The 22,739-nt window shown below is 70.2% G+C and carries 22 protein-coding genes and 4 pseudogenes; 17 read left to right on the forward strand and 9 right to left on the reverse strand.

Translation table 11 applies throughout. The features are described 5' to 3' along the window. Positions 1-230 precede the first annotated feature (230 nt). From ABT147_RS12255 to ABT147_RS12290, 8 genes and pseudogenes are all read left to right on the forward strand, one after another. Entirely contained in the window at positions 231-917 is a 687-nt protein-coding gene (locus ABT147_RS12255; RefSeq protein WP_351404743.1) for a GntR family transcriptional regulator, read from the forward strand. A 743-nt stretch (positions 918-1,660) separates the two neighbouring features. Continuing rightward, the gene (locus tag ABT147_RS12260) at positions 1,661-2,149 is read left to right on the forward strand and encodes a RidA family protein (protein ID WP_351404745.1); all 489 of its coding nucleotides are present in this window, start codon (positions 1,661-1,663) and stop codon (positions 2,147-2,149) included. A 136-nt stretch (positions 2,150-2,285) separates the two neighbouring features. After that, positions 2,286-3,395, forward strand: coding sequence for an alanine racemase (locus ABT147_RS12265; protein ID WP_351404747.1), 1,110 nt, complete (start codon positions 2,286-2,288; stop codon positions 3,393-3,395). A 77-nt stretch (positions 3,396-3,472) separates the two neighbouring features. After that, complete coding sequence (locus tag ABT147_RS12270; RefSeq protein ID WP_351404749.1) at positions 3,473-4,207, forward strand: SDR family NAD(P)-dependent oxidoreductase; 735 nt, start codon at positions 3,473-3,475, stop codon at positions 4,205-4,207. Next, positions 4,208-4,903: pseudogene (locus ABT147_RS12275) on the forward strand (IS5 family transposase); the annotation flags it as partial. A 57-nt stretch (positions 4,904-4,960) separates the two neighbouring features. Further along, positions 4,961-5,165: pseudogene (locus ABT147_RS12280) on the forward strand (helix-turn-helix domain-containing protein); the annotation flags it as partial. A 150-nt stretch (positions 5,166-5,315) separates the two neighbouring features. Next, entirely contained in the window at positions 5,316-6,596 is a 1,281-nt protein-coding gene (locus ABT147_RS12285; RefSeq protein ID WP_351404752.1) for a DUF418 domain-containing protein, read from the forward strand. Between the two features lie 46 nt (positions 6,597-6,642). Then, positions 6,643-7,035 (forward strand): RICIN domain-containing protein, encoded by a 393-nt coding sequence (locus ABT147_RS12290; RefSeq protein ID WP_351404754.1) that lies wholly within the window; start codon positions 6,643-6,645, stop codon positions 7,033-7,035. Between the two features lie 379 nt (positions 7,036-7,414). On the opposite strand, the gene ABT147_RS12295 is transcribed toward ABT147_RS12290, so the two are convergent. Further along, complete coding sequence (locus tag ABT147_RS12295; RefSeq protein ID WP_351404756.1) at positions 7,415-7,984, reverse strand: acyl-CoA dehydrogenase family protein; 570 nt, start codon at positions 7,982-7,984, stop codon at positions 7,415-7,417. Positions 7,985-8,423: 439 nt separating this feature from the next. Here ABT147_RS12295 and ABT147_RS12305 point away from each other — a divergent pair, with 439 nt between their 5' ends. Next, positions 8,424-9,230, forward strand: coding sequence for an SGNH/GDSL hydrolase family protein (locus tag ABT147_RS12305; protein ID WP_351404758.1), 807 nt, complete (start codon positions 8,424-8,426; stop codon positions 9,228-9,230). Between the two features lie 543 nt (positions 9,231-9,773). Here the strand turns inward: ABT147_RS12305 and ABT147_RS12310 are convergent. After that, positions 9,774-10,349 (reverse strand): PadR family transcriptional regulator, encoded by a 576-nt coding sequence (locus ABT147_RS12310; protein ID WP_351404760.1) that lies wholly within the window; start codon positions 10,347-10,349, stop codon positions 9,774-9,776. Between the two features lie 125 nt (positions 10,350-10,474). Between ABT147_RS12310 and ABT147_RS12315 the strand changes: the two genes are divergently transcribed. Continuing rightward, positions 10,475-10,867, forward strand: a complete 393-nt coding sequence (locus tag ABT147_RS12315) for a nuclear transport factor 2 family protein (RefSeq protein ID WP_020269986.1) — start codon at positions 10,475-10,477, stop codon at positions 10,865-10,867. Between the two features lie 251 nt (positions 10,868-11,118). Here ABT147_RS12315 and ABT147_RS12320 read toward each other — a convergent pair. Both ABT147_RS12320 and ABT147_RS12325 read right to left on the reverse strand, forming a co-directional pair. Continuing rightward, positions 11,119-11,328, reverse strand: a pseudogene (locus ABT147_RS12320) (transposase); the annotation flags it as partial. A 324-nt stretch (positions 11,329-11,652) separates the two neighbouring features. Further along, positions 11,653-12,075, reverse strand: a complete 423-nt coding sequence (locus ABT147_RS12325; protein ID WP_351404763.1) for a pyridoxamine 5'-phosphate oxidase family protein — start codon at positions 12,073-12,075, stop codon at positions 11,653-11,655. A gap of 227 nt (positions 12,076-12,302) precedes the next feature. Between ABT147_RS12325 and ABT147_RS12330 the strand changes: the two genes are divergently transcribed. Next, the gene (locus ABT147_RS12330) at positions 12,303-12,476 is read left to right on the forward strand and encodes a hypothetical protein (RefSeq protein WP_351404765.1); all 174 of its coding nucleotides are present in this window, start codon (positions 12,303-12,305) and stop codon (positions 12,474-12,476) included. Between the two features lie 146 nt (positions 12,477-12,622). Here the strand turns inward: ABT147_RS12330 and ABT147_RS12335 are convergent, their stop codons facing one another. From ABT147_RS12335 to ABT147_RS12345, 3 genes are all read right to left on the reverse strand, one after another. After that, complete coding sequence (locus ABT147_RS12335; RefSeq protein WP_351404767.1) at positions 12,623-13,324, reverse strand: response regulator; 702 nt, start codon at positions 13,322-13,324, stop codon at positions 12,623-12,625. A gap of 175 nt (positions 13,325-13,499) precedes the next feature. Further along, positions 13,500-14,198, reverse strand: coding sequence for a CBS domain-containing protein (locus tag ABT147_RS12340; protein ID WP_351404768.1), 699 nt, complete (start codon positions 14,196-14,198; stop codon positions 13,500-13,502). Positions 14,199-14,230: 32 nt separating this feature from the next. After that, the gene (locus tag ABT147_RS12345; protein ID WP_351404771.1) at positions 14,231-14,695 is read right to left on the reverse strand and encodes a Crp/Fnr family transcriptional regulator; all 465 of its coding nucleotides are present in this window, start codon (positions 14,693-14,695) and stop codon (positions 14,231-14,233) included. 287 nt (positions 14,696-14,982) lie between these two features. Between ABT147_RS12345 and ABT147_RS12350 the strand changes: the two are divergent. Further along, positions 14,983-15,279: pseudogene (locus ABT147_RS12350) on the forward strand (amino acid permease); the annotation flags it as partial. Between the two features lie 199 nt (positions 15,280-15,478). On the opposite strand, the gene ABT147_RS12355 reads toward ABT147_RS12350, so the two are convergent. After that, on the reverse strand, positions 15,479-15,607 hold the full coding sequence (locus ABT147_RS12355; protein ID WP_351404773.1) for a hypothetical protein: 129 nt from the start codon (positions 15,605-15,607) through the stop codon (positions 15,479-15,481). A 195-nt stretch (positions 15,608-15,802) separates the two neighbouring features. Between ABT147_RS12355 and ABT147_RS12360 the strand changes: the two genes are divergently transcribed. From ABT147_RS12360 to ABT147_RS12375, 4 genes are all read left to right on the forward strand, one after another. Further along, on the forward strand, positions 15,803-16,432 hold the full coding sequence (locus tag ABT147_RS12360) for a DoxX family protein (RefSeq protein ID WP_351404776.1): 630 nt from the start codon (positions 15,803-15,805) through the stop codon (positions 16,430-16,432). A 159-nt stretch (positions 16,433-16,591) separates the two neighbouring features. Then, positions 16,592-17,536: a universal stress protein gene (locus ABT147_RS12365; RefSeq protein ID WP_351404778.1), complete on the forward strand. Its 945-nt coding sequence runs from the start codon at positions 16,592-16,594 to the stop codon at positions 17,534-17,536. A gap of 36 nt (positions 17,537-17,572) precedes the next feature. Next, positions 17,573-18,595, forward strand: a complete 1,023-nt coding sequence (gene adhP / locus ABT147_RS12370) for an alcohol dehydrogenase AdhP (protein WP_351404780.1) — start codon at positions 17,573-17,575, stop codon at positions 18,593-18,595. Between the two features lie 5 nt (positions 18,596-18,600). After that, positions 18,601-19,479, forward strand: a complete 879-nt coding sequence (locus tag ABT147_RS12375) for a universal stress protein (RefSeq protein WP_351404783.1) — start codon at positions 18,601-18,603, stop codon at positions 19,477-19,479. 17 nt (positions 19,480-19,496) lie between these two features. Here the strand turns inward: ABT147_RS12375 and ppk2 are convergent, their stop codons facing one another. After that, entirely contained in the window at positions 19,497-20,300 is an 804-nt protein-coding gene (gene ppk2 / locus ABT147_RS12380) for a polyphosphate kinase 2 (RefSeq protein ID WP_351404785.1), read from the reverse strand. A gap of 48 nt (positions 20,301-20,348) precedes the next feature. On the opposite strand from ppk2, the gene ABT147_RS12385 reads away from it, so the two are divergent. After that, complete coding sequence (locus ABT147_RS12385) at positions 20,349-22,730, forward strand: phosphoketolase family protein (protein ID WP_351404787.1); 2,382 nt, start codon at positions 20,349-20,351, stop codon at positions 22,728-22,730. The last annotated feature ends 9 nt before the right edge of the window (positions 22,731-22,739 follow it).

Genomic DNA, 22,739 nt, shown 5'->3' on the forward strand with positions numbered 1-22,739 from the left:
GCAGTCTGCGCCGTGGTCGATTGTCGACCATCCATTTGGTCGATTGTCGACCAAACATATCTGAGCTGTCAACGGCGCCAGAGGAGCGCCTTGGGCAGGACGGCGCCGACCCCCTTCTGTGCGCATGAGGTGATCCACCGGCGCAGCCCACTCGATGACGTTGACGCAACCGGCGGAGGTATAGTCGACAAACGACCAAGTGGTCGGCAATCACTGAGGGAGGGCCACGGGTGGACCACAAGTTCGAGTGGCAGGAGCAGCGGACGACGACGCCTGAAGGCGTCTACCGCACACTGCGAGCCGCCATCCTCGACGGGTCCGTACCTCCTGGTGGCCAGCTGCGCGAGGCGCACATCGCCGCGGATCTCGGCATCAGCCGGTCCCCGCTGCGCGAGGCGCTGACCAAGCTGGAGGAGGAAGGCCTCGTCGTGAAGATCCCCTACCGTGGGGCGTTCGTCGTGGAGGTGAGCGCTCGGGAGGTCGCCGAGATCGACTCGGTCCGGCTGCGTGTCGAGCCGTACGCCGCCGAGCTCTCGGCCGAAGCGCTGCGCGGTCCTGAGCGGCCCCAGTTGCTGCAAACCGTCGAGGATCTCCGCCGGGCCATGGAGAAGGACGACATCCCGGCCAGCATCGACGCGCACCTCCGATTCCACAGGCTCTTCTACGATCTCTCGGGCCACGGCGTCCTGCAGAGTCTCTGGAGCGGCTGGGAGACCAAGCTGCGCCTCCACCTCAGCGTCGACCACCGCACCTACAGCGACGACCCGCAGCAACTGGTCGTCGAGCACGAGAGGTTGGCCGCCGTTGCCCTGGGCGGCGACACCGACGCGTTCCGCCGGGAACTGGCTGCCCATTTCCCCATGGGGCTGGGGGCCAAGGCGGAAGATCCGGGGGAGCCCGCGTCCCGGCATGTCTGAGTCCATGCCGCCTGCGTGAAACAGCCAAGCCCGCTCGCCACGCGGCGTCGACTCCGCTGCGTTCGGTGATCGAGGTGTGCGACCACGGGCAGGGCATCGATGAAGGGTCCGCCGGCGGGCGTATGCCGGATCGAGCGGCTGCGCCCAGTCCTGGGTGCCTCCTGTCGTGGCCGCGATCGGTCGGCTTCCGTCCGGCAACTGCCGCCCGCACGGTGACGGACCCGCCCGCGCACCGCGACCAGGAAATGCGCCGATGTCGCCGAATCCGTTCGGGGTGCGGCAGCCGTGGCCGGTCGCGGCTGGTGAGGCGCATGCGTAACCGTTGATCGGCATGCATTCCGTCCGCCGTCCGCGCCGTGCCGAGGTTGCCGACGTATCTGCGGGCGACTCCCCCTGGAGCGCGGTGTCGCGACGCTCGGGGACGCGGGCCGCGTTCGCTGTGCCGTTGAACGGCAAGTGCACCGCATCATCGGTCGCCGAACGCGCGCTGCCCGTCCGGGCGCCCCGTTCTTGGCCTGCCCGGATGCCGTCCCTGCACGGTGATGTGGTCGGCGTTCCTCCCGGCCCCAGCGCCGCCACATCGCACTTTCGAACTGATTCCGCGGCCGCGTTCGAGGTTCAAGTTCGTATTGACAGTGCTCGACGGACACTCATATGGTCGACAAACGACAATAGGTTGGCGATTTTAAGCCACCATAGGGGGTTTTGTCGCCGCCGTTGCTCGAGAGGAGAGCCGAGTACAGATGATCAAGAATCATGAGACTTCGGCAGCGAACACCGACTCGGCTTCCGATCGGCTTCAGGCCCTGGGGCTGGCCCTTCCCGAGCTCCGGGAGAACCCGTACTACGTGCACCACCGGACGGTGGGCTCCTGCATCTACATTTCGGGCCAACTCCCTTACCGGGACGGTGAGTTGCTGGGGCAGGGCGTTGTCGGCCGGGACGTGGAGCTGGAGACCGCGAAGGAGCTCGCGCGCCATGCCGTGCTGAACTGCCTTGCGGCCGCCGTGCAGGCGGTGGGTGATCTGGACCGGGTCCGGATCGTGCAGATGCTGGTCTTCGTGGCCAGTACGCCGGACTTCGGTGAGCAGTCGAAGGTCGCCAACGCGGCCAGTGAACTGCTCATCGAGGTAGTGGGCGAGAACGGACGGCACGCCCGTACCGCGATCGGTGTCGCCGGGCTGCCGCTCAACAGTCCGGTCGAGATCCAGATGGTCATCGCCGCTGCGTAGGGCGGCCCCGACGGCGGTGTACCCGAGTGCGCGCGATATCGCGGGGCACGCGCGTTCGGCATCGAGGGGAGTCAGCACCCGCGCCCCTCGGTCATTTCCCCTCGATCGTTCCAGGCAGAACCACAAGGAGGGCAGCGTGCATCAGCTGCAACGAGCACTCGACGCTCTGGTCGAGCGGATCGACACCCCCGCGCCGATCGTGCTGGTTGACGTCATGCAGGGCAACATCGACCGCATGCAGAGCTTCGCCGACCAGCACAACATCAAGGTCAGGCCGCACGTCAAGACACACAAGTGCGTGGAGATCGGTCGGCGCCAGATCGAGGCCGGCGCGGTCGGGATCACTGCGGGAAACGTCGGTGAGGCAGAGGTCTTCGCCGCAGCCGGCTTCGACGACATCTTCCTCGCCTACCCGATCTGGGCCGCGGGATCGAAGAAGCCCCGGATCCGCCGGCTCGCCGAGTCCGCCCGGCTGCGGGTCGGCGTCGACAACGTCGCGGCGATCGAGGCCCTCGCCGACGCGATGGGAGACGAACCGGACCGCCTGCAGGTCGTGATCGAGGTCGACTGCGGCGCCCGTCGTTCCGGGGCGCCGCCAGAGCTCGCGGGCGACCTCGCGCTCGCCGCCCGCAAGCGTGGTCTGGTGCCGGCGGGCGTCTTCACCTATCCCGGTCACGGCTGCCTCGGTCGCGACGCTCGCCGGCGTGCCGCGCAGGATCAGGAAGCCGCGCTCACCACCGCGGTACGCAGCCTCGAAGGTGTCGGGGTCACCGCGGAGGTGGTCAGCGCCGGCTCCACGCCCACCGTCGAGTTCTCCACCAGCAGCAGCGTGATCACCGAGATCCGTCCCGGCGAGTACGTCTTCGGCGATTTGAACAACGCCCGGCTGGGTGCTTGCGCGGAGGATCAGATCGCGCTGTTCGTCGCCGGCACCGTGGTCAGCGACTGGGTCCCCGACCAGGTCATCGTCGATGTGGGCAACAAGGCCCTCAGCAAAGAAGGCAGCCCAGAGATCGGCTACGGCGGCATCGCCGGTACGAAGGCGGTCCTGTCCAAGGTCAACGAGTACCACGGGTTTCTCCCGCTGCCGGACGGCGACTTCCGCCCCAGCGTCGGAAGCGTCGTACCGGTGGTGCCCAACCATGTATGCCCCGTCGTCCTCGGTTTCGAGGAACTGATCGTCACCGACAGCACGGGCACGTCGCTCGAGCGGTGGCCGGTCGACGCCCGCGGGTTCCTCAACTGACCGGCACGGGAGGAGACCCCCGTCCTCCCCAAGCCCCCACCCCCGACCGACCTCCCCCGTAATGAGGAGTGCCTGACATGAGACTCAAGAACGTCACGGCCCTGGTGACAGGCGCCAGCAGTGGCATAGGGCAGGCGGTGAGTTCCCACTTCCGCCGTGAGGGCGGGCGGCTCCTGCTCACCGGCCGCAGGGAGCGGCTCGACAGCGCTGAGCCCGACGATCTGTACGTTCCCGGAGACCTCAACGACGAGACGTTCGTCGAGCACCTGGCCAAGCAGGCCGCGGAGACCTTCGGCACCGTCGACGTCGTCGTCCTCAACCACGGCCTGCAGGCCGACGGTCCGCTCACCGAGATGGCCTGCGACGACGCGAGGAACGTGCTCGAGAGCAACCTGCTCAGCGCGTTCCTGGTGATGAAGCACTTCGCCCCGCTGATGCCCGAGACCGGCGGCTCGTTCGTCTGCGTCAGCTCACGGCTGGGCATGGTCGGCATGGCCGGGCAGGTCCTGTACTCCGCCGCCAAGGGGGGCCTCATCATGCTCGCCAAGGGCGCGGCGATCGAGTGGGCCCCGCGCAACATCCGGGTCAACGTCGTCGCTCCGGGTCTGACCGCCACACCGATCATCGAAGCGGCGTTCCAGCGCAGGCCTGACCCCGAGGGCTACCGCCGTCAGCGAGAGAGCACGATCCCGCTCCAACGCCTCGCCACCCCTGAAGAGGTCGCTGACGCGGTGCTCTTCTTCGCCTCGCGGGAGTCGTCGTACGTGACCGGATCGGTCCTGACCGTCGACGGCGGGTACACCGCTGGTTGAATCCACACCGGCATCCAGTGGGAGTTCCTGCCGCAGGAGTTGGGGTTCGGTTCGGGTCCCACCTGCTGGCGGCGTCCGGCCGAGTGGCAGCGGGCCGGAGTGTGGAGGAACTCCAGCGCGTGCTGCTGGACCGGCTTCGGGCAGCGGACCGCCTCGACTTCTCCCGCGCCACGATCGATGCCTCGCACGTGCAAGCCAAGCGGGGGCGAGGCAGCCCAAAAGTCGGCCCAGCCCGGTTGACCGCGCACGGCCGGGTTCGAAACACCACGTGCTGACCGACGCCTGCGGCACCCCGTTGCGCGTGTCCCTGACCGGCGGTCACCGCAACGACATCACCCAGCTCCTGCCCCTGGCCGACGGCCTGCCGCTGGTACGTGGCAAACGAGGCAGGCCCCGGCGCAAGCCACATACGCCGACCGCGGCTACGACCACGACATCGACCGCCGCCGGCTGCGCGAACGCGGCATCACACCGAAGATCGCCCGGCGCGGCGAGCCGCACGGCTCGGGCCTGGGGTAAATCCGATGGGTTGCCGAGTCCGCCATCGCCTGGCTCCATGGCCCCCGCCGACTGCGGATCCGCTGGGAAGCACGCGACGACATGCACGACGCCTTCCTCCAGCTCGCCCACTCCATGACCCTCGCCCGGAAGAATCCGGCATCTGAAAGGACCCCCGAAAGCCCAACCGGCCGATGACCTCCAGCTCGCCGTACAGAGGCCCTGAACTCCTGGGCACGGCCACCGCGGTCGTCGCAGCAGCGTGTAGCCCGAGCCCGGGACCTGCTGGAGCCCAGCGACCTGTCGGTGGACCAGATCGCCGACCGGGTTCGGCTTCCCCAGGAGCACCTCCCTGCGCCAGCACCTGCACGCGGCGATCGGCATCTCACCCCAGGCGTACCGGCGTACGTTTCAGGCGGCCCGCCAGTGCCCACCCCTAGTCACTACTTCGGTGAACTGATTCGGTGCGGGAAGTGTGCCGGCCGGGCCCGCCGGCCTGTCGGCGCGGCGCGGTTCCGCCGGTCGGCGGGGCAGTCCCAGCCGGTCGGCGGGGGCGTTGCCGAAACCTGTCGGATGTTCCGTCTCCTGGCGGCACCGAAGGATTCGTCGTATGACTCAGGTAAAACCGCCGCAGGAGCCGTCGGCTCCGCAGAGGAACGCGACTCCACCGCCGAAGGCCTCGTCCGAGTCCGCCGGGCAAGTCTCGGGCCGCCCCTCGATGGGACGCCTGGTCGGGCTGGATCTGGCCCGTGCGCTGGCGGTGTTCGGCATGTACATCGTGCACATCGCCCCGATGGACTCCCCCCAGGGCGGCGTCGGCAGCTGGGTGTACTTCCTGGCCGAGGGACGCTCCTCGGCCCTGTTCGCCACCCTCGCCGGGTTCTCACTGATGCTGATCGCCGGCCGCCGTGAGCCGAAGACCGGCCTGGCGGGCCGGCAGGCGAAGGCCCGCATCGCGATCCGCGCCGTGATCCTGCTGGCCCTGGGCACCGTGCTGGCGATGGAGTACGGGGACATCATCATCCTCGCCTACTACGGCGTCTACTTCCTCCTCGCACTGCTCCTGGTACGACTGAGCGCCAGGACACTGGCGCTCATCGCGGTCGGGATCGCGCTGGTCATGCCGCAGCTGGCGTTCGTTCTGAAGATGTGGCTGAGCGACTCCGTCCAGCAGACCATCAACGCCTACGACCCGCTGGAACGCCTCAGCACCGTGGGAGTACTCGATCTGCTGCTGACGGGCCTCTACCCGACCATCACGTGGATGGCGTTCGTGACCACCGGCATGGCTCTGGCCCGCCTCGACCTGTCCGCCCCCGTCGTCCGGCGGCGCCTGGCCGTCCTTGGTGCCGGCCTCGCCACAGCCGCCTACGGCCTGGCCACACTGCTGACCGGCGCGAGCGCGGTATGGAACGTCGGCGGAGGTGGGGGACCCTCCAGCGGCTCCGGTCCGGGCTCCATGGGCAGCGGCTCCGCGGTCTCCGGCTCCATGGGCAGCGCACCCGGCGGGCCCGAGCTGTCGGCCTCGGACCTGCTGGGCGCCGTGTCCCACACCGGCACCACCTTCGACACCATCGGCTGCGCGGGCATCGCGATCCTCGTGATCGTGGGCGCGACGGCGGCGATGGACCGCCTGCCGCTACTGCGCCGCCTGGCGAAGCCGGTCATCGCCGTGGGCACCATGTCCCTGACCGCCTACGTCGGCCACTTCCTCGCCCAGTCGGCGCTGTCCGTGCCCGCCGGGACCGGCACCCAGCAATCATGGGTGCCGCTGATCATGTTCGTCCTCGGGGCGACCGTGTTCGCTGCGATCTGGTCCCGCTTCTTCCGCCGAGGCCCTCTGGAATATCTCCTCAACGCCGCCACCAAGCCGGCGAAGCACATCCGATGAGACCCGGCCGGGGTGGGACGCCCCCTCGCTCCACCGCGGCACCGAGATGCCCGGGCAGTTCCTCATCCCCTTCCCCGACTCCGACTCCGAGCCTCTGTCGGCCCTCGACAGGACGGCACTGCGGCCCCTGAGAAGCACCGCACGGACATGGAGCCCTCGATCTCACTACCGAGCGGCTGCGCCACCTCCAAGACGCCTTCTCATCTCCACCAGCACCGACGGCACGAACTTCACCCAGGTCGCCTCCGGCACCTGGGCCGGCAACCAGACCCTCAAGGTGGCCGAATGGCCCGCCCGGAACGTCGGCTTCGTGTGGCACAGCGGCAAGGCCGCCGACGTGGAGCGCGGGGGCACGGCGAACCGCACCAACGTCCTGCAGTGGCCCTGTCTCAACAAGGCGAACGAGAAGTGGACCTTCTCCAAGACCGGCGACAGCTAAGACGAGATCAAGGGTGGGCAGCGGCAAGCTCCTGGAGGCCGCGGGTCTCTCCCGCGCCGACGGCTGCAACGTGGCCATCTGGGGGGACGCCAACGCCGCCAGCAGCACTGGGCCCTCACGCCCACGGGTGACGGCTACTACTTCCTCATCAACCGCTACAGCGGGCTCTACCTGGGCGACACGCTGGTGCGGGATGCCACCGGCGTACGGCGGCTGCCCGTCAACCTGCTCGACGCCCCGCCCGCCTCTTCGCGCCGGGGGCCGAAGCCCTCGCCCGCGCGCTCCCCCCCCGCGGACGTCTTCTTTGTCCCACGCGATGCCGGCTCGCCTTGCGGCAAGGCGGGAGGCTACGTCATGAGAACGCGAAATCTGGCGGGCTTCACAGTTGAGCTGTGTCGGCGGGGATGCCCAGGAGGATCCGTCCGGTCGTCTCCCACATCGCCGGACTCACCTGGATGTGGGCGGTGATGGCGTTCGCGTCCCGCAACCGGCGCTGGAGCGGCTGGTCTTCGTAGAGCGCTGAGGCGCCACCGAGCTCGTGCATGGAGCGTACGACGTCCGCGGACGTGCGGGCGGCGTGCGTCGCGGCCAGGCGCAGGCCGGTGCGCAGGGCCAGCGGCATCGTGTCCTCGGTGGTCGCCGCCTGCCAGGCGTCCTCGACGGCCGAGCAGAACAGGGCGCGTGCGGCTCGCAGGGCGGCCTCCGCCTGTGCGAGGGCGGACTGCGTCGAGGACTTCTGGGCGAGCATGCGTCGGGCTCCCATGGCGACCTTGCGGCCCGCGAGATCGACGAGGTCGTCGATCGCCCCGCGGGCGTTGCCCAGCGCGGCCGCAGCCGCGGCCAGTGCGAAGTAGCCGAAGACCGGGAACCGGTAGAGGGGGGCGTCGATCCGGGGAGCCTCGGTCAGCGACAGGATGCGGTGGTGGGGCACGAACACCTCGTCGGCCACGGCGTCATGACTGCCGGTTGCCCGCAGTCCGGATGTGTGCCAGGTGTCGAGTATCTCCAGTTCGCGAGTTGTGCGCCCTGTTCGGTGGCCGGCGGGTTCGTCGCGTCGAGAAGTTCGAGTAGGTCGGCCGCGTCCTGTTGGCTGCGCACGCGCCGGTAGAACTCGGGGGACACCCCGAGCAGGTGGCCGAGGTACCACCAGAGCCGGTACGCCTGGTGGCGTGCAGCATCCGGACCCGCAGGCCTGCACCCCCTGGCCATCGGCAAGAAAGCGGTGAACCGCCCTCGACGGCATCAGCATCTGCCTGAGCGGCGTCACTTTGCAGGGAGGTGAGCCCGCAGCTATCCTCTTATTCAACAATGCGACTAGGTGTTTAGTTGCATAGCGGTGGCCGTGTGCCACGTCTATCAGCAAACGTTGACGAGAGGCGGTCGGCCCCGTGTCGAGCAGTGGGTATCTGCGCTATGTCGCCCTGGGTGACAGTCATACCGAGGGGGTCGGGGACGGCGACGACATCTGTGGTCTTCGGGGCTGGGCGGACCGGCTCGCCGAAGAGGTCGCCCGCCACAGCCCCGGCCTGCTCTACGCCAACCTCGCGGTGCGCGGCCGTAAGGCCGGTCAGGTGCGCGCCGAGCAGCTGGCTCCGGCTCTCGCGATGCGGCCCGACCTCGCCACCGTGGTGGCTGGTGTCAACGATGCGTTGCGCCCGGGCTGCGACCTCGACGAGGTGGCCGGCCATGTCGAGGCGATGTTCGCCGCCCTCACAGCGCAGGGCGCCACCGTCGCGACCCTCATGTTTCCCGATGTCGGGCGTATCACGCCGTTGGCCCGCCCGATCGGTCACCGTGTTCTCGCACTCAACGCGCGCATCCGGGAGGCCGCCGACCGCCACGGCGTGGTGGTGGCGGAGACGGCCGCGCACGCGGCGGCGACCGATCCGCGGTTGTGGAGTGCTGACCGGCTGCACGCCGGCCCGCTGGGACACGAGCGCATCGCGGCTGCCGTGGCCCAGGCGCTCGGTCTGCCGGGCAGCGACGACACGTGGACCCTTCCCCTTCCGGTCGAGGGGACAGACAGCTCGGTCTGGAGGACCGTGGGTGCCGAAGTGCGCTGGACCGGCACCTTCCTCGGCCCTTGGGTCGGCCGCCGCCTGCGTGGCCGCTCCTCCGGCGACGGCCGCCAGGCCAAGCGGCCGGCGCTGCTTCCGGTGGCCGTGTCCGCTGGGGACACCTCCCCATCGGTGTGATGCTCCGGCTTGCGACGACGCCGGCGGCTCCTCGTGCTGAACTGCTCATCACCGGACGGGGGCTGGAAATGAGCGGTGGCAGCGGAGCGACCTCGGAGTGCGGATCGTCCAGTCGATCAAAAGTCCTCCCAGGGTGGGAGACAGGATCGCCTGGCAGGTGGTGGACGAGAAGGAGATGACGGAGGAGCTCGGCAAGGGCACGCTGTTCGGCGCGCTCGCCGCCCCGCGACTTCACCTCCACCGTCGCCGCACTCACCAGCCCCGAGGCGGCGCGCAACGCCGTCCGCCCGACACTCACCGTGCTGGCCCGTCGGCCTATGCGCAGGGGGCAGGGAGCTGACCGCTCAGGCGGAGCCGGCCGTTGCCGTGCTCCTCGGTGTGACCCGGTTCTACGACCGCAAGGGACTGCATGGCGATCCCGTCGACAAGGAACCGCAGCCGGTCCTCGCTCGGACACAGGCCGACGACCCCTGAGAGGCTGGGCTGCTCACGACCGTCCAGCTCGTCACTTTGTTGACTGACTGCGTGGGTGGACCGCCGCAGTCAGCCGTCGGCCCGGAGCGCGGCCGTGCGCTGTTCGAGCCTGCGCAGCGCCATGTCCCCCCACTGGAGGTTCTCCCGCTCGAACGACATCCCGCGCAGCAGGGTGAGATACGGGCCGATGCGCTCGGCCTCGGCGAAGTACGCCTCCTCGGAGCGCCCGTCGAGCAGGCGCTGCCGGAGCCGCTCGTAGCGGGCCAGCTTGGCGGTGGCCCACTCCATGCGCTCGGTGACGGCGGCCCGGACCGCTTCCATGTCGCCCGCGTCCAGGCACTGCACCTTGACAAGCAACTCGTCCCGGATCACCGCCGGTTTACCCAAGGGTTCGGCGGTGTAGGCGTGGACGGCCTTCCGCCCGGCCTCCGTCAAGGAGAACAGTCGCTTGTTGGGGCGGCGCTTCTGCTCGACGACGCGGGCCGTGACGAATCCTTCGGCCTCCATACGATCCAGCTCCCGGTAGAGCTGCTGAGGCGTCGACATCCAGAAGTTGGCGACCGTCGCGTCGAACGCCTTCGCGAGGTCGTACCCGGACGCCTCGCCCTCCAACAGCGCGGCCATCACCGCGTTCCGCAAAGCCATGGATGCACGCTAGCAGATTAATCAACAAAGTGACTAACAATCACTCGCTTCCTGTAGACAAGCCTTAACGAGCCCTCTAATCTCCAACGCACCTATTCATATTTCTGAGTATTAAAGGTGGGCTCATGCATCCCTTCCGCAAGGCCGTCGAGAGCGGCGACCTGGACGCAGTGGCCGCTCTGCTGGCAGACGACGTCGTCTTCACCAGTCCCGTCACCTTCAAGCCGTACCCGGGCAAGGCGATCACTGCGGCGATCCTGCGCGGCGTGCTACGGGTCTTCGAGGACTTCACCTACATCCGTGAGATCGCCAACTCCGACGGCCGTGATCACGCCTTCGTCTTCACCGCCACCGTCGCCGGGAAGCAGCTCCAGGGATGCGACTTCCTGCACTTCGACGACGACGGGAAGATCGACGAGTTCACTGTGATGGTGCGCCCGCTCTCCGCCGCCCAGGCACTCGGCGAGGCCATGGGCGCCCAGTTCGAGCAGATCGCCCGAGAAGCCGCCGAACAGTAACCACCACGACGGATTTCGGCGCGGTGGTCATCGGCGCGGGGCAACGCCGGACCGACCGCCGCCACCCTCCAACGCTGGGACCGCGTAACCTCCTGACGGAGCGCCACAACGTCCCCGGCGACTGTGCCACCTCCTCTCGACGAGGCCGCTTCGAGTTCGAGACGGCGCCGCACCAGCTGTCCGGAGTCGGCTCGGAAGTCCAGCCGTACACGCTGCGCGGGCTGTTCGAGAAGCTGGGCGTCGCTGACTCACGGATGCTCGCGCAGCCAAGCTTCCAGCGTGTCGGCGGTGCGGTTGGGCAGCACGGCGATCCGCTCATGAGTCTCGGCGTCGACCACCACGCTGGCATGGCGGTGCCGTCGGCGCAGAGCGAAGTCGTCGACGCCGATCACGCGAGGCGTCCGCCCGGTGGGCAACGGGATGCGCAGCAGGGCGCGCAGGGCCGTGTGGCGAGCAGACCCGCCGCGAGTACCGCAGCAAACGAGATCCCGGATGCGCATCCCGCGATCCGTGACGTGCAAGAGCGCCCACGCTACGGCCGACGCGGCACCCGTTGTCTCCGAGTGCCATCGACAGCATGGTGCGGTAGATGGCAGTGACAACCAGCAGATTCTGTCGACGCGTACGAAAGGCCCGGCGGAACTCAGCGCGATCCACAACAAGGGGGGAACCGGGCTCCGCAGGGATCCTGGTGCCGGCGGCTCGCGTGCCGAGCCCGTTCGGGGGGAAGCGCCCCGCGGTTCGTGGTGTCGGGGGTCAGGCGGCGTGGTGCCGCGGGCCCGTCCTCACAGGGGGGCACGTGCCCCGGTGAGTTCGCGTCCGGTGATCAACTCGCAGGCGATCCGCACGAAGACCTCGTCCCGCATCGGCATCCAGGACGAGGGGCCGCTCCGGGACAGGCGTTCGTGCTCGGCCGGGTCGGTCACCACCTCGGCCCGCCCGGTGACGACGACGCTCCAGCCGGACCGGGTGGCCGGGTCGAACTCGTCCCCCTCGAAGGCGACCACGACACCGTCGATCGCACGAACGAGGTCGGAGGCCGCCGACGTGCACAGCAGGACGGAGGCATCGGTGTCGAGGGCGAAGTTGACCGGGAGGACCGCGGGCAGCGCCTGCCGGGTGTACACCACGCGGCCGACCGGCACCTTGGCCAGCAGGCGCAGGCATTCGTGCCGGTCGAGGGCGCGCAAGGCATCGTTCTGAACCATCAGCCCATCGTCTGCGCGGTAATCGAACAGGGGTAGGGCCGGTCGGCCTCTTCTGAGTCCCTGAGCGGTTGTGGGACGAGACCGGCCGTGCCGTTCCGGCGTGACCGGGAGGAGCGCCTGTGAGCGGAGGCCCGCCGGGTGCCGCACCTGGGGGTGTCCGCGCGTCGACAGGGCCTGAGGCCCGAGCGGGGGACGGACACCGTGTCCGATCGTTGACGGGCGCAGGCGTGCCGACACTGCGTGACGCCCCGGGACGCATCGTGCCGGGGGAACCTTCGATCGGCTCGATCACCGGTGTCGTCGGCGCGGCCGGCGGGGTCGCGGCGACGGCGTCGGCCTTCACCGGCACGGGTGTCCGACACGCGCTCGCCGTCGGCTGTCCCACCACCCTCTCCCACTGAACCGCCGTGGAGCGGAAGCCCCGTGGCACCGGACGTACACGACGCAACCCCGCTGATTCCGCGGAGCAGGGTTGCGTTCGTGGTTCGGGCCGTGCGCGGATCGCCGCTGTGGAGGCGACGCTCGTGCCGGACCGGCCCGTTCTGCCTCACCTCGTTCGGGGCTCGCCTGTCTCCGGCTGTTCCAGATGGGAGGCGAGGACCGCCGCCTGGACCCGGCGCTGTACGCCGAGCTTGGCCAGCAGACGGGAGATGTGGTTCTTGACCGTCTTCTCGGAGAGGTAGAGCTTCTTGCCGATCTCGCGGTTGGTGAGGCCTTCGCCGATCAGCGCCAGGATGTCTCTCTCGCGCGGGGACAGGCTCGCCAGCTCGGACGGCACGGCGGGGGTGCCGACGGGTTCGGCGCGCAGTGAGCGCATCAGGCGGGCCGTGGTCGCGGGATCCAGCATCGACTGGCCCGAGGCGACCGTGCGCACCGCCGAGACGAGGTCGGAGCCCTTGATCTGCTTGAGGACGTAGCCGGAGGCGCCGGCCATGATCGCGTCGAGCAGGGCCTCCTCGTCGTCGAACGAGGTGAGCATCAGACAGGCCAGCTCCGGCATCTGGCTGCGCAGCTCACGGCAGACCGAGATGCCGTCACCGTCGGGGAGGCGCACATCGAGGACGGCGACGTCGGGGCGCAGCGCCGGGCCGCGAACGAGAGCGTGGTCGACCGTGCCGGCGTCGCCGATCACCGAGATGTCCGGCTCGGAGTCGAGCAGGTCGGCCAGGCCGCGGCGGACGACCTCGTGGTCGTCCAGCAGAAACACGCGGATCGGGTTCTGCTCGTCGAAAGTGCGTGGCTCAGGCATTTCGGCCCCTCGTTCCCCGGTGGAGGACGGACTGCGGGTTGTCCATGACGACGATCATCACCCGCCGGGACCGAAGGCACTAGGGCCGGTCGGCCCCACTCGCAAGGGCCACCTGGTGACGGCAGCCCTGCGGAGGGGGCCGGCCGGGGCCACGGACGCCGTCGTGGTGCGTCGGTCATACAGGGCGGAAGCCCTCTCTGCCGTCTGCGGGCACCTGTGCCGGCTCGCCGGGGCGGGTGAGGTCGAATGACACGTCCACGACCCCCTCCACCGCGCGCACCAGCCGTGCCGCCACCGGCACCAGCGAGGTGTCCCGGACATGGCCGACGAGCTTCACGACGCCGTCCCGCACCTCCACACGCACGGACGAGGCCGGTGTGGGGAAGAGGGGGGGGGACACGATCTCGCGGCGGACCTCCTTGGTGATCTCCTCGTCGGTGCGGAGGAAGACCTTGAGCAGGTCGGCTCGGCTGACGACGCCTTGGAGCATCCCCACGGCATCGACCACCGGGAGCCGTTTGACCCTGGCCCGGGCCATGGTGCGGGCGGCCTGGGCCAGCGTGGCGTCGGGGCGCACGGTGAGGGCGGGGGAGGTCATGACGTCCTCCGCCCTCACCCCGCCGGCCTTCGCCAGATCGGACAGGCGGCGCAGCTGGGTGTACCGGTCGGGGTCGCTGTCGCGGAACTCCTCCTTGGGCAGGAGGTCGGCTTCGGAGACGACACCGACGACACGGCCCTCGCCCTCGATCACGGGCAGGGCGCTGACCTTCCAGTCCTGCATGAGCCGCACGATCTCCTTGAAGGTCGCCCGACGACCGACCGCGGCGATCGTCTGGGTCATGACATCGCTGACGATGTACGGGGTGCCGTGCATGGCCACTCCTTGGTGTCTCGTTCCGGGCGCGGTCAGATGACGCTGCCGGCGCCGTACGGGGCGTACAGGTCCAGCAGCCGCGTCCGGGCCGAGCGCAGACGGTGGGCCAGCACCTGGCCCACCCATTGGCCGATGTCGTTGCCCAGGGCCGGGTCGTCCCGGCACATGGACCGGACGGCGACGGCGTCGAACTCGTAGGCCCGGATCGGTGTCGTCGCCTCGGCTCCCATCTGCCAGGCGTGCGGGGGGAAGAGCCAGGACCAGCCGACCAGCTCGTTGTGCCCGAGACTCTCGATGACCGCCGCCCGTCGGCCCGGCACCCGCATGTCGAGTTCGATCGTGCCGGTGCGGATGATCCAGAAGTGGTCGGCGCGTCCACCCTCCTCGAACAGACGCGTTCCCTGAGGGATGGACACCTCCCTGGCCAGGCGCATCAGCCGCTGACGGTGCTCGGCAGTCAGTGTGCGCAACATGCTGGGGGTGGGGGGAGCGTTCATGACGTGCCTCCGCTGCCAGGTGTACGGACTTCCCTCACCAGGGTGTTCCGGAGCGCCGCTGCGGAACATGGGTCACCCGGTCCATCGCACGGGCCGTTCGGTACCGGCGGCGGGCCGCGGAACACCGGCTCGTCGGTGGAGGCCGAGGAGCCGGGACTGAGCGCGCCTTGCGGTCCGGGACCTTCGGGACCCGCGTGGTGGGCACCTCGACCGCCCCGTTCACGGACGCCGCGAACAACATCTTCGGCGGCACCTGGGCCGGGAACGCCGTCGCCGTCGCCGCCATCGTGTCGGGCATCGGCGCCCTCAACGGCTGGACGATGCTGTGCGCCGAAATGCCGTACGCCGCCGCCCGCGACGGCCTGTTCCCCGCCTTCTTCGCGAAGCTGCGCGGGGAGAGCGGCGTTCCGGTCTTCGGCATCGTCGTGTCGACCGTGCTGGCCTCGCTGATCACCGTGTTCAGCTACACGCGCTTCGAGGACGTCTTCACGAAGATCGTGCTGCTGAGCGTGTTCACCGCGGAGATCCCGTACCTGTTCTCCGCCGCCGCGCAGCCGTACCGGCTGCTGGTACGCGGCCGGGCGGGCCTCAGCCCGCGGCGACTGGCCCGCGACGTCACCGTCGCCGCCCTCGCCCTCGCCTTCTCGTACTGGTCGATCCAGGGCCCGGGCGGATCGCCCGCAGCCCTGCCGCCCGATGGCGGCCCGGCGACGCCCGTGCGCGCCCCCGCACGCCATGATCTGCGGCGCCGGACACGCGGCCGTGGTCGCGCCGGCGAGCAGGTCACTGGCCGGCCACGAACGCCGACGGCCGAGCAGAACCGCCGACCCGGACGCCGACCGACGCCACCTCGATCCGTTTCAGCCGCGCGTCCAGGGCCGTGTGCCCGCATGCGCCGGCCCCGTGATCCACCGGTGCACGATCACACCCGAGTCCCTGGCACGACGACACGCGCGGGCGGAGGGGAGCACCGGCCCAACGGGCCTTGCGGCCAGGGCCGTTCAGCCCCACGGCCACGGACCTTCGGCATCCGGCGCCGCCCGGCGCGCGGGACGAGAGTCAGGGGCGCCAGGCAACGACCCGACCGCCCCGAAGGGAATCACGACCATGGCCGTGCACGAGCACCCGCACCGGAGCTCCGGCTTCCACCTGCCGTCCTTCCGCAGGAACCGGACCGCCTCCGCACCCGAGTCCGCCGTGTCGGCACACACCGGCACGCACACGGCGCGGGCCTACGTCCTCGCGTCCCTGCGCCTGCTCACGGGGTTCGTCTTCCTGTGGGCCTTCCTCGACAAGACCTTCGGCCTCGGCTACGCCACCCGGTCCGGCAAGGGCTGGATCGACGGCGGATCGCCCACGAAGGGCTTCCTCGGCTCCGTCGCCACCGGACCGATGGAGTCCACCTTCCACTCCTGGGCCGGCGACACCTGGGCGGACTGGCTGTTCATGCTCGGTCTGCTCGGGATCGGCGTGGCCCTGATCGCGGGGGTCGCGCTGCGGCTCGCCGCCGTCGCCGGCACCTTGATGATGGCGCTGATGTGGATCGCCGAGTGGCCGCCCGCCCAGCACCTGTCGGACGGCTCGCCGAGCATGTCGACGAATCCCTTCGCCGAGTACCACCTGATCTACGCCGTCGTCCTGATCGCCCTGGCCGCCGTCTCGTCCGGCGACACCCTGGGCCTCGGCAAGGCCTGGGCCAGGCTCCCGCTCGTCCGTGACAGCCGCTGGCTGCGCTGACGGCGGGAGGCGCGGCGGGCTCGCCGTTGGGCCCGCCGCACCCGACACCGGCAAGGGCCGGTCGGCCCACGGCAGGGACCTGCGGCCCCTGCCGTGGGCCTCGTCGAAGAACGACGCTGAACCGGGACCCCGATTCAGCGGATCCGGAAGGTGGAGATCATGACCCGCACCATCACCGTCGGCCTCGACGGCTCGCGCGAGAGCCGCGCCGCCGCCGAGTGGGCGGCCCGCGAGGCACGGCTGCTCGGTCTGCCGCTGAAGCTGGTCCATGTCTGGGAGCCGGTACCGGATCCCATCGCGCAGGCGCCGCTGCTGGGTGCGGAGACCCATCGGCACTGGACCTGGCGAAGCGAGATGGGGGTACCCCCGGCCGAAGGCTGGGAGAGGATTCCCCGCGAGGCGGCCGAAGGCCTCCGACTGCGCCACCTCGGCGTCGACGTGACCACCGAGCAGCTGTCCGGCCGCCCCTCCGAGGTGCTGGCGGGTGCGGCGAAGGACGCCGAACTGCTGGTGCTGGGCTCACGCGGTCTGAGCGGGATCGGCGGATTCCTGGCCGGCTCGGTCGGCCTCGCCGTGGTGGCGCACGCCGAACGGCCGGTCGTCCTCGTCCGGGCCGGTGAACAGGCCGCCGACGAGCACGAGATGGACCCGGTCGGCATTCCGTCCGCCGCGACCCCGTTCCGGCCCGTCGTCCTCGGCTTCGACATCGAGAGCCCCGACGAAGAAGTGATCGAGTTCGCGTTCGCGGCGGCCGCCCGCCGTCGTACGTCCCTGCGGGTCGTCCACGGCTGGAACCCGCCCCCGTACTACGCCTACGGGCTCTCCGCGGACCTCGAACTCCACGGAGCCCTCGCCCGCCGCGAGACCACCGCCCTGACCGAGATGCTGCGCCCGTGGCGGGCCAAATACCCGGACGTCGAGGTCACCGAGGAATCCCACTACGGCACCCCCGGCAACCACCTCGTCGACGCCTCCCGCGAGGCCTCGCTGGTCGTCGTGGGCCGCCGCGTCCGCCGTAGTCCGTTCGGCGCCCACATCGGACCCGTCACGCACGCCGTCCTGCACCACTCCGCCGCCCCCGTCGCCGTCGTCCCCCACCACTGACCCCACTTCCGTGACCCATCCCGAGGAGCAACAACCATGAAGGCAGCGGTCGTACGAGCATTCGGCGAGCCCCTGGTCATAGAGGAACGTCCCGACCCCGAGCCCGGCCCCGGCCAGGTCCGTGTCCGCGTCGAGGCCTCCGGGCTGTGCCACACCGACATCCACGCCGCCCACGGCGACTGGCCCGTCAGGCCCAGCCCGCCGTTCGTCCCCGGCCACGAGGGCGTCGGCCTCGTCGAGAAGCTCGGCGACGGCGTCACCCACCTGAGCGTCGGACAGCGGGTCGCCGTGCCCTGGCTCGGCAGGGCCTGCGGACGGTGCGAGCACTGCCTGTCCGGCTGGGAGACGCTGTGCGAGCAGCAGATCAACACCGGCTACGGCTGCGACGGCGGGTACGCCGAGAAGATGCTGGCCTGGGCCGACTTCGCGCAGCCGGTGCCCGAGGGCGTCACCGCCGTCGACGCCGCCCCGCTGACCTGCGCCGGCGTGACCACGTACAAGGCACTGAAGGTCGCCGAGGTGAAGCCCACCCAGCTCGTCGCCGTCTCCGGCGTCGGCGGGCTCGGCCACCTGGCCGTGCAGTACGCGAAGATCGCCGGAGCCACGGTGGCCGCGATCGACGTCACCGACGAGAAGCTCGAACTGGCCGCCGAACTCGGTGCGGACATCGTCATCGACGCCCGCAAGGAGAACGTCGGCGAGGTGCTCAAGCGGCACGGCGGCGCCCACGCGGCCATCGCGCTCGCCGTGAACGACGCGGCCTTCGAGGCCGTCAACACCGGCCTGCGGCGCGGCGGCAAGCTCGTCATGGTGGCCCTGCCCGCGCACGGCACGGTCCGGGTCCCGATCTTCGACACCGTCCTGAACGGCACCAGCGTGATCGGCTCGATCGTGGGTACCCGCCAGGACCTGGCCGAGGTCTTCCAGCTGCACGCGGCCGGCCGCACCAGGGTCATCTGCGAGACCCGCCCGCTGGACTCCGTCAACGACTCCATCGACGAGGTGCTGCGCGGCCAGGTCAAGGCCCGGATCGTGTTCGACCTCGGTACGGGACGGTGAGGGAGATGGCGTTGGACCTGCCGGTCGTCGTCGGCGTCGACGGCTCCGAGGCCGGCCTGAGGGCCGTGGACTGGGCGGCCGACGAGGCCGCCCTGCGCGGGGCGCCGCTGCGCCTGGTGTACGCCTCGCTGTGGGAGCGGTACGAGGGCGCCCGGCTCGCCGAGGACCTGGGAAAGCCGTCCGAGCGGGTACGGGCCGAGGACATCGTGGAGAGCGCCGCCCGGCGTGCCCGTCTCCGCCGGGCGGAGGTGAAGATCACCACGGATGTGCTGCCCGAGGAACCCGAATACACGCTGCTGAGGGAGAGCCGCAACGCCTCCCTGCTGGTGACGGGCACCCGGGGGCGCGGCGCCCTCACCGAGGCGCTGCTCGGCTCGGTGAGCCTGACGGTGGCCGCGCACGCGCACTGCCCGATGATCGTCGTACGCGGCAGCCACGACAACCAGGCCCTGCCCGCCACGCACGGCCGCGTTGTGGTCGGCGTGGGGGAGAAGCCGACGTCTTCGGCGGCGGTGCGCTTCGCCTTCGAGGAGGCGCGGCGACGCGGGGCGCAGGTCGAAGCCGTACGGGCCTGGCGGTGCCCCGCGCACGAGACCACCGACCATCCCCTGCTGGCCGGCGAGCCCGCGCGGCTGCACGAGCAGCGGGCCGCGGAGGAGCTGGAGGCGGCGCTCCGGGACGCGCCCGCCGATGTCGTACTGCGCCGCCGCACGGCCGAGGGCCACGCCCGGAACGTGCTGGTAGACGCCTCGCGCGACGCCGACCTCCTGATCGTCGGGGCCAAGCGCCGGCAGCGGCACTTCGGACTCCAGCTGGGCCGGGTGACGCACGGGGTGCTGCACCACTCCGCCTGCCCGGTCGTGATCGTGCCCGAGCGGGAGTGAGCGCGGTGACCGGCTGCTCAGAGCCTGGCCGCGTGGTCGGGGACGTACGTCTGCAGATCACGCGGCGAGCGCTGGTAGCCGGTCGACGCCGGTCGCGTGGGCAGGTCCAGCACCAGTGGCGGGACCTCGTGGTACGGCACAGACGCCAACAGATGGGCGATCATGTTCAGCCGGGCCCGGCGTTTGTCGTCGCTCTCGACCACGTACCAGGGCGCTTCGCGGATGTCGGTGTGCACCAGCATCTCGTCCTTCGCCCGGGAGTACGCCTCCCAGTGGGTGATCGACTCCAGGTCCATCGGCGACAGCTTCCAGCGCCGCAGCGGGTCCTCCAGTCGGCGCCGGAACCGCTCCTGCTGCTCGGTGTCGCTCACCGAGAACCAGTACTTGCGCAGCAGGATCCCGTCCTCGACCAGCATCCGTTCGAAGATCGGGCACTGGCGGAGGAAGAGCTGGTGCTCCTCCTTCGTACAGAAGCCCATCACGTGCTCGACCCCGGCCCGGTTGTACCAGGACCGGTCGAACAGCACGATCTCCCCGGCGGCCGGCAGATGCTCGGCGTACCGCTGGAAGTACCACTGGGTGCGCTCGCGCTCCGTCGGCTTGGGGAGCGCCGCGATCCGGGCGACACGCGGGTTGAGGTGCTCGGCGACCCGCTTGATGGTGCCGCCCTTGCCCGCCGCGTCCCGCCCCTCGAAGACCACGACCAGCCGGGCACCCTCCGCGCGCACCCACTCCTGCAGCTTCACCAACTCCGTCTGCAAACGCAGCAGTTCCGTCTCGTACGCCGCACGCGGCAGTCTCGTCGCCTTCTTGCCGGCCATGCCGCCTCCACCGCCCGTGATCCCCGTCGATGAGTTCCGGAGTCACCCATGAGCAAGGTCGAACACCAGAACGCCACCGTACTGACCGATGACGAACTGCGCACCCTGGACGCCCACTGGCGGGCCGCCAACTACCTGGCCGCCGGACAGATCTACCTGCTGGCCAACCCGCTCCTTACCGAGCCACTGCGCCCCGAGCACATCAAGCCCCGGCTGCTCGGCCACTGGGGCACCTCGCCCGGCCTCAACCTCGTGTACACGCACCTCAACCGGGTGATCAAGGCGCGCGGCCTCGACGCGCTGTGCGTGTGGGGTCCGGGGCACGGCGGGCCGTCCGTGCTCGCCAACTCCTGGCTGGAGGGCAGCTACAGCGAGACCTACCCGGACGTGTCGCGCGACGCCGAGGGCATGGCACGGCTCTTCCGGCAGTTCTCCTTCCCCGGCGGGGTGCCCAGCCACGTCGCACCCGAGACGCCCGGTTCCATCCACGAGGGCGGCGAGCTCGGCTACTCACTGGCACACGCGTACGGCGCCGCGTTCGACAACCCCGACCTGCTCGTGGCCTGCGTGATCGGGGACGGTGAGGCGGAGACCGGGCCGCTGGCCGCCGCCTGGCACTCCGACAAGTTCCTCGATCCGGTGCACGACGGAGCGGTCCTGCCGATCCTCCACCTCAACGGCTACAAGATCGCCAACCCGACGGTGCTCTCCCGCATCCCGGAGACCGAGCTGGACGAACTGTTGCGCGGATACGGTCATGTGCCGATCCACGTGACCGGCGACGACCCGACGCAGGTGCACCGCGCGATGGCCAGGGCCTTCGACGAGGCACTGGACCGTATCGCCCTGATGCAGCGGACGGCCCGCGAGGACGGTGTCGCCGAGCGCGTGCACTGGCCGGTGATCGTGCTGCGCACCCCGAAGGGCTGGACCGGTCCCGCCGCGGTGGACGGAGTGCCCGTCGAGGGCACCTGGCGCGCGCACCAGGTCCCGCTGTCCGGCGTTCGGGAGAACCCGGAACATCTGCGGCAGCTGGAGGCATGGCTGCGCTCCTACCGGCCCGCCGAGCTGTTCGGCCCGGACGGCCGGCCCGTCGCCGACGTTCTCGCCTGCGTCCCCGAGGGTTCCCGGCGCCTCGGCTCCACCCCGCACGCCAACGGCGGCCTCCTCGTCCGTGACCTGCCCATCCGGTCCCTCGACGACTTCGCCGTGCCGGTCGACAAACCGGGCACGACGCTGCACGAGCCCACCCGGGTCCTCGGCGACCTCCTGGAACAGGTCATGAACGACACCCGCCTGCGCCGGGACTTCCGGGTCGTCGGCCCGGACGAGACCGCCTCCAACCGGCTCCAGGCCGTCTTCGACGCCAGCGGCAAGGCCTGGCAGGCGGAACATCTGCCGGTCGACGAGCACCTGGACCGGCACGGGCGCGTGATGGAGATCCTCTCCGAACACACCTGCCAGGGCTGGCTGGAGGGCTACCTCCTCACCGGACGGCACGGGCTGTTCTCCTGCTACGAGGCGTTCGTCCACATCGTCGACTCCATGGTCAACCAGCACATCAAGTGGCTGAAGACGTCACGCGAACTGCCCTGGCGCGCCCCCATCGCCTCCCTCAACTACCTGCTCACCTCGCACGTGTGGCGCCAGGACCACAACGGTTTCTCCCATCAGGACCCCGGCTTCGTCGACCACGTCCTCAACAAGAGCCCCGAGGTCGTACGCGTCTATCTCCCCCCGGACGCCAACACCCTGCTGTCGGTGGCGGACCACGCGCTGCGCAGCCGCGACCACGTCAACGTCGTCGTGGCCGGCAAACAGCCCTGTTTCGACTGGCTGTCCATCGAGCAGGCCCGCGCCCACTGCGCGCGGGGCGCCGGGATCTGGGACTGGGCCGGCACGGAGAACGGCGGCGAACCCGATGTCGTCCTCGCCTGCGCCGGGGACGTGCCCACCCAGGAGGTGCTGGCCGCCGCCCAGCTGCTGCGCCGCCACCTGCCGCGGCTCGCCGTCCGCGTCGTCAACGTCGTCGACATGACCCGGCTGCTCCCGCGCGAGGAACACCCGCACGGCATGAGCGACTTCGAGTACGACGGCCTGTTCACCACGGACAAGCCGGTGATCTTCGCCTACCACGGCTACCCGTGGCTGATCCACCGCCTCGCCTACCGCCGCACCGGCCACCGGAACCTGCACGTACGCGGCTACAAGGAGTCCGGCACCACCACGACACCGTTCGACATGGTGGTCCGCAACGACCTCGACCGCTACCGCCTGGTCATGGACGTCATCGACCGCGTCCCCGGCCTCGCGGTGCGCGCCGCCGCCGTACGCCAGGAGATGGCCGACGCCCGCACCCGCCACCAGGCCTGGATCCGCGAGCACGGCACCGACCTGCCCGAGGTCGCCGACTGGACCTGGAACACCTGAAAGCTCCTG

The sequence above is a fragment of the Streptomyces sp. NPDC001868 genome (assembly GCF_040297125.1).
In the GTDB taxonomy this organism is placed as follows: domain Bacteria; phylum Actinomycetota; class Actinomycetes; order Streptomycetales; family Streptomycetaceae; genus Streptomyces.

Bases quoted from the DNA above. Each gene is read 5' to 3' on its own strand.
- ABT147_RS12260 (WP_351404745.1), top strand. From the start codon at position 1,661: ATGATCAAGAATCATGAGACTTCGGCAGCGAACACCGACTCGGCTTCC.
- ABT147_RS12270 (WP_351404749.1), top strand. From the start codon at position 3,473: ATGAGACTCAAGAACGTCACGGCCCTGGTGACAGGCGCCAGCAGTGGC.
- ABT147_RS12285 (WP_351404752.1), top strand. From the start codon at position 5,316: ATGACTCAGGTAAAACCGCCGCAGGAGCCGTCGGCTCCGCAGAGGAAC.
- ABT147_RS12290 (WP_351404754.1), top strand. From the start codon at position 6,643: ATGCCCGGGCAGTTCCTCATCCCCTTCCCCGACTCCGACTCCGAGCCT.
- ABT147_RS12310 (WP_351404760.1), bottom strand. From the start codon at position 10,349: ATGGCTTTGCGGAACGCGGTGATGGCCGCGCTGTTGGAGGGCGAGGCG.
- ABT147_RS12315 (WP_020269986.1), top strand. From the start codon at position 10,475: ATGCATCCCTTCCGCAAGGCCGTCGAGAGCGGCGACCTGGACGCAGTG.
- ABT147_RS12325 (WP_351404763.1), bottom strand. From the start codon at position 12,075: ATGGTTCAGAACGATGCCTTGCGCGCCCTCGACCGGCACGAATGCCTG.
- ABT147_RS12335 (WP_351404767.1), bottom strand. From the start codon at position 13,324: ATGCCTGAGCCACGCACTTTCGACGAGCAGAACCCGATCCGCGTGTTT.
- ABT147_RS12340 (WP_351404768.1), bottom strand. From the start codon at position 14,198: ATGCACGGCACCCCGTACATCGTCAGCGATGTCATGACCCAGACGATC.
- ABT147_RS12345 (WP_351404771.1), bottom strand. From the start codon at position 14,695: ATGAACGCTCCCCCCACCCCCAGCATGTTGCGCACACTGACTGCCGAG.
- ABT147_RS12360 (WP_351404776.1), top strand. From the start codon at position 15,803: ATGGCCGTGCACGAGCACCCGCACCGGAGCTCCGGCTTCCACCTGCCG.
- ABT147_RS12365 (WP_351404778.1), top strand. From the start codon at position 16,592: ATGACCCGCACCATCACCGTCGGCCTCGACGGCTCGCGCGAGAGCCGC.
- adhP (WP_351404780.1), top strand. From the start codon at position 17,573: ATGAAGGCAGCGGTCGTACGAGCATTCGGCGAGCCCCTGGTCATAGAG.
- ABT147_RS12375 (WP_351404783.1), top strand. From the start codon at position 18,601: ATGGCGTTGGACCTGCCGGTCGTCGTCGGCGTCGACGGCTCCGAGGCC.
- ppk2 (WP_351404785.1), bottom strand. From the start codon at position 20,300: ATGGCCGGCAAGAAGGCGACGAGACTGCCGCGTGCGGCGTACGAGACG.
- ABT147_RS12385 (WP_351404787.1), top strand. From the start codon at position 20,349: ATGAGCAAGGTCGAACACCAGAACGCCACCGTACTGACCGATGACGAA.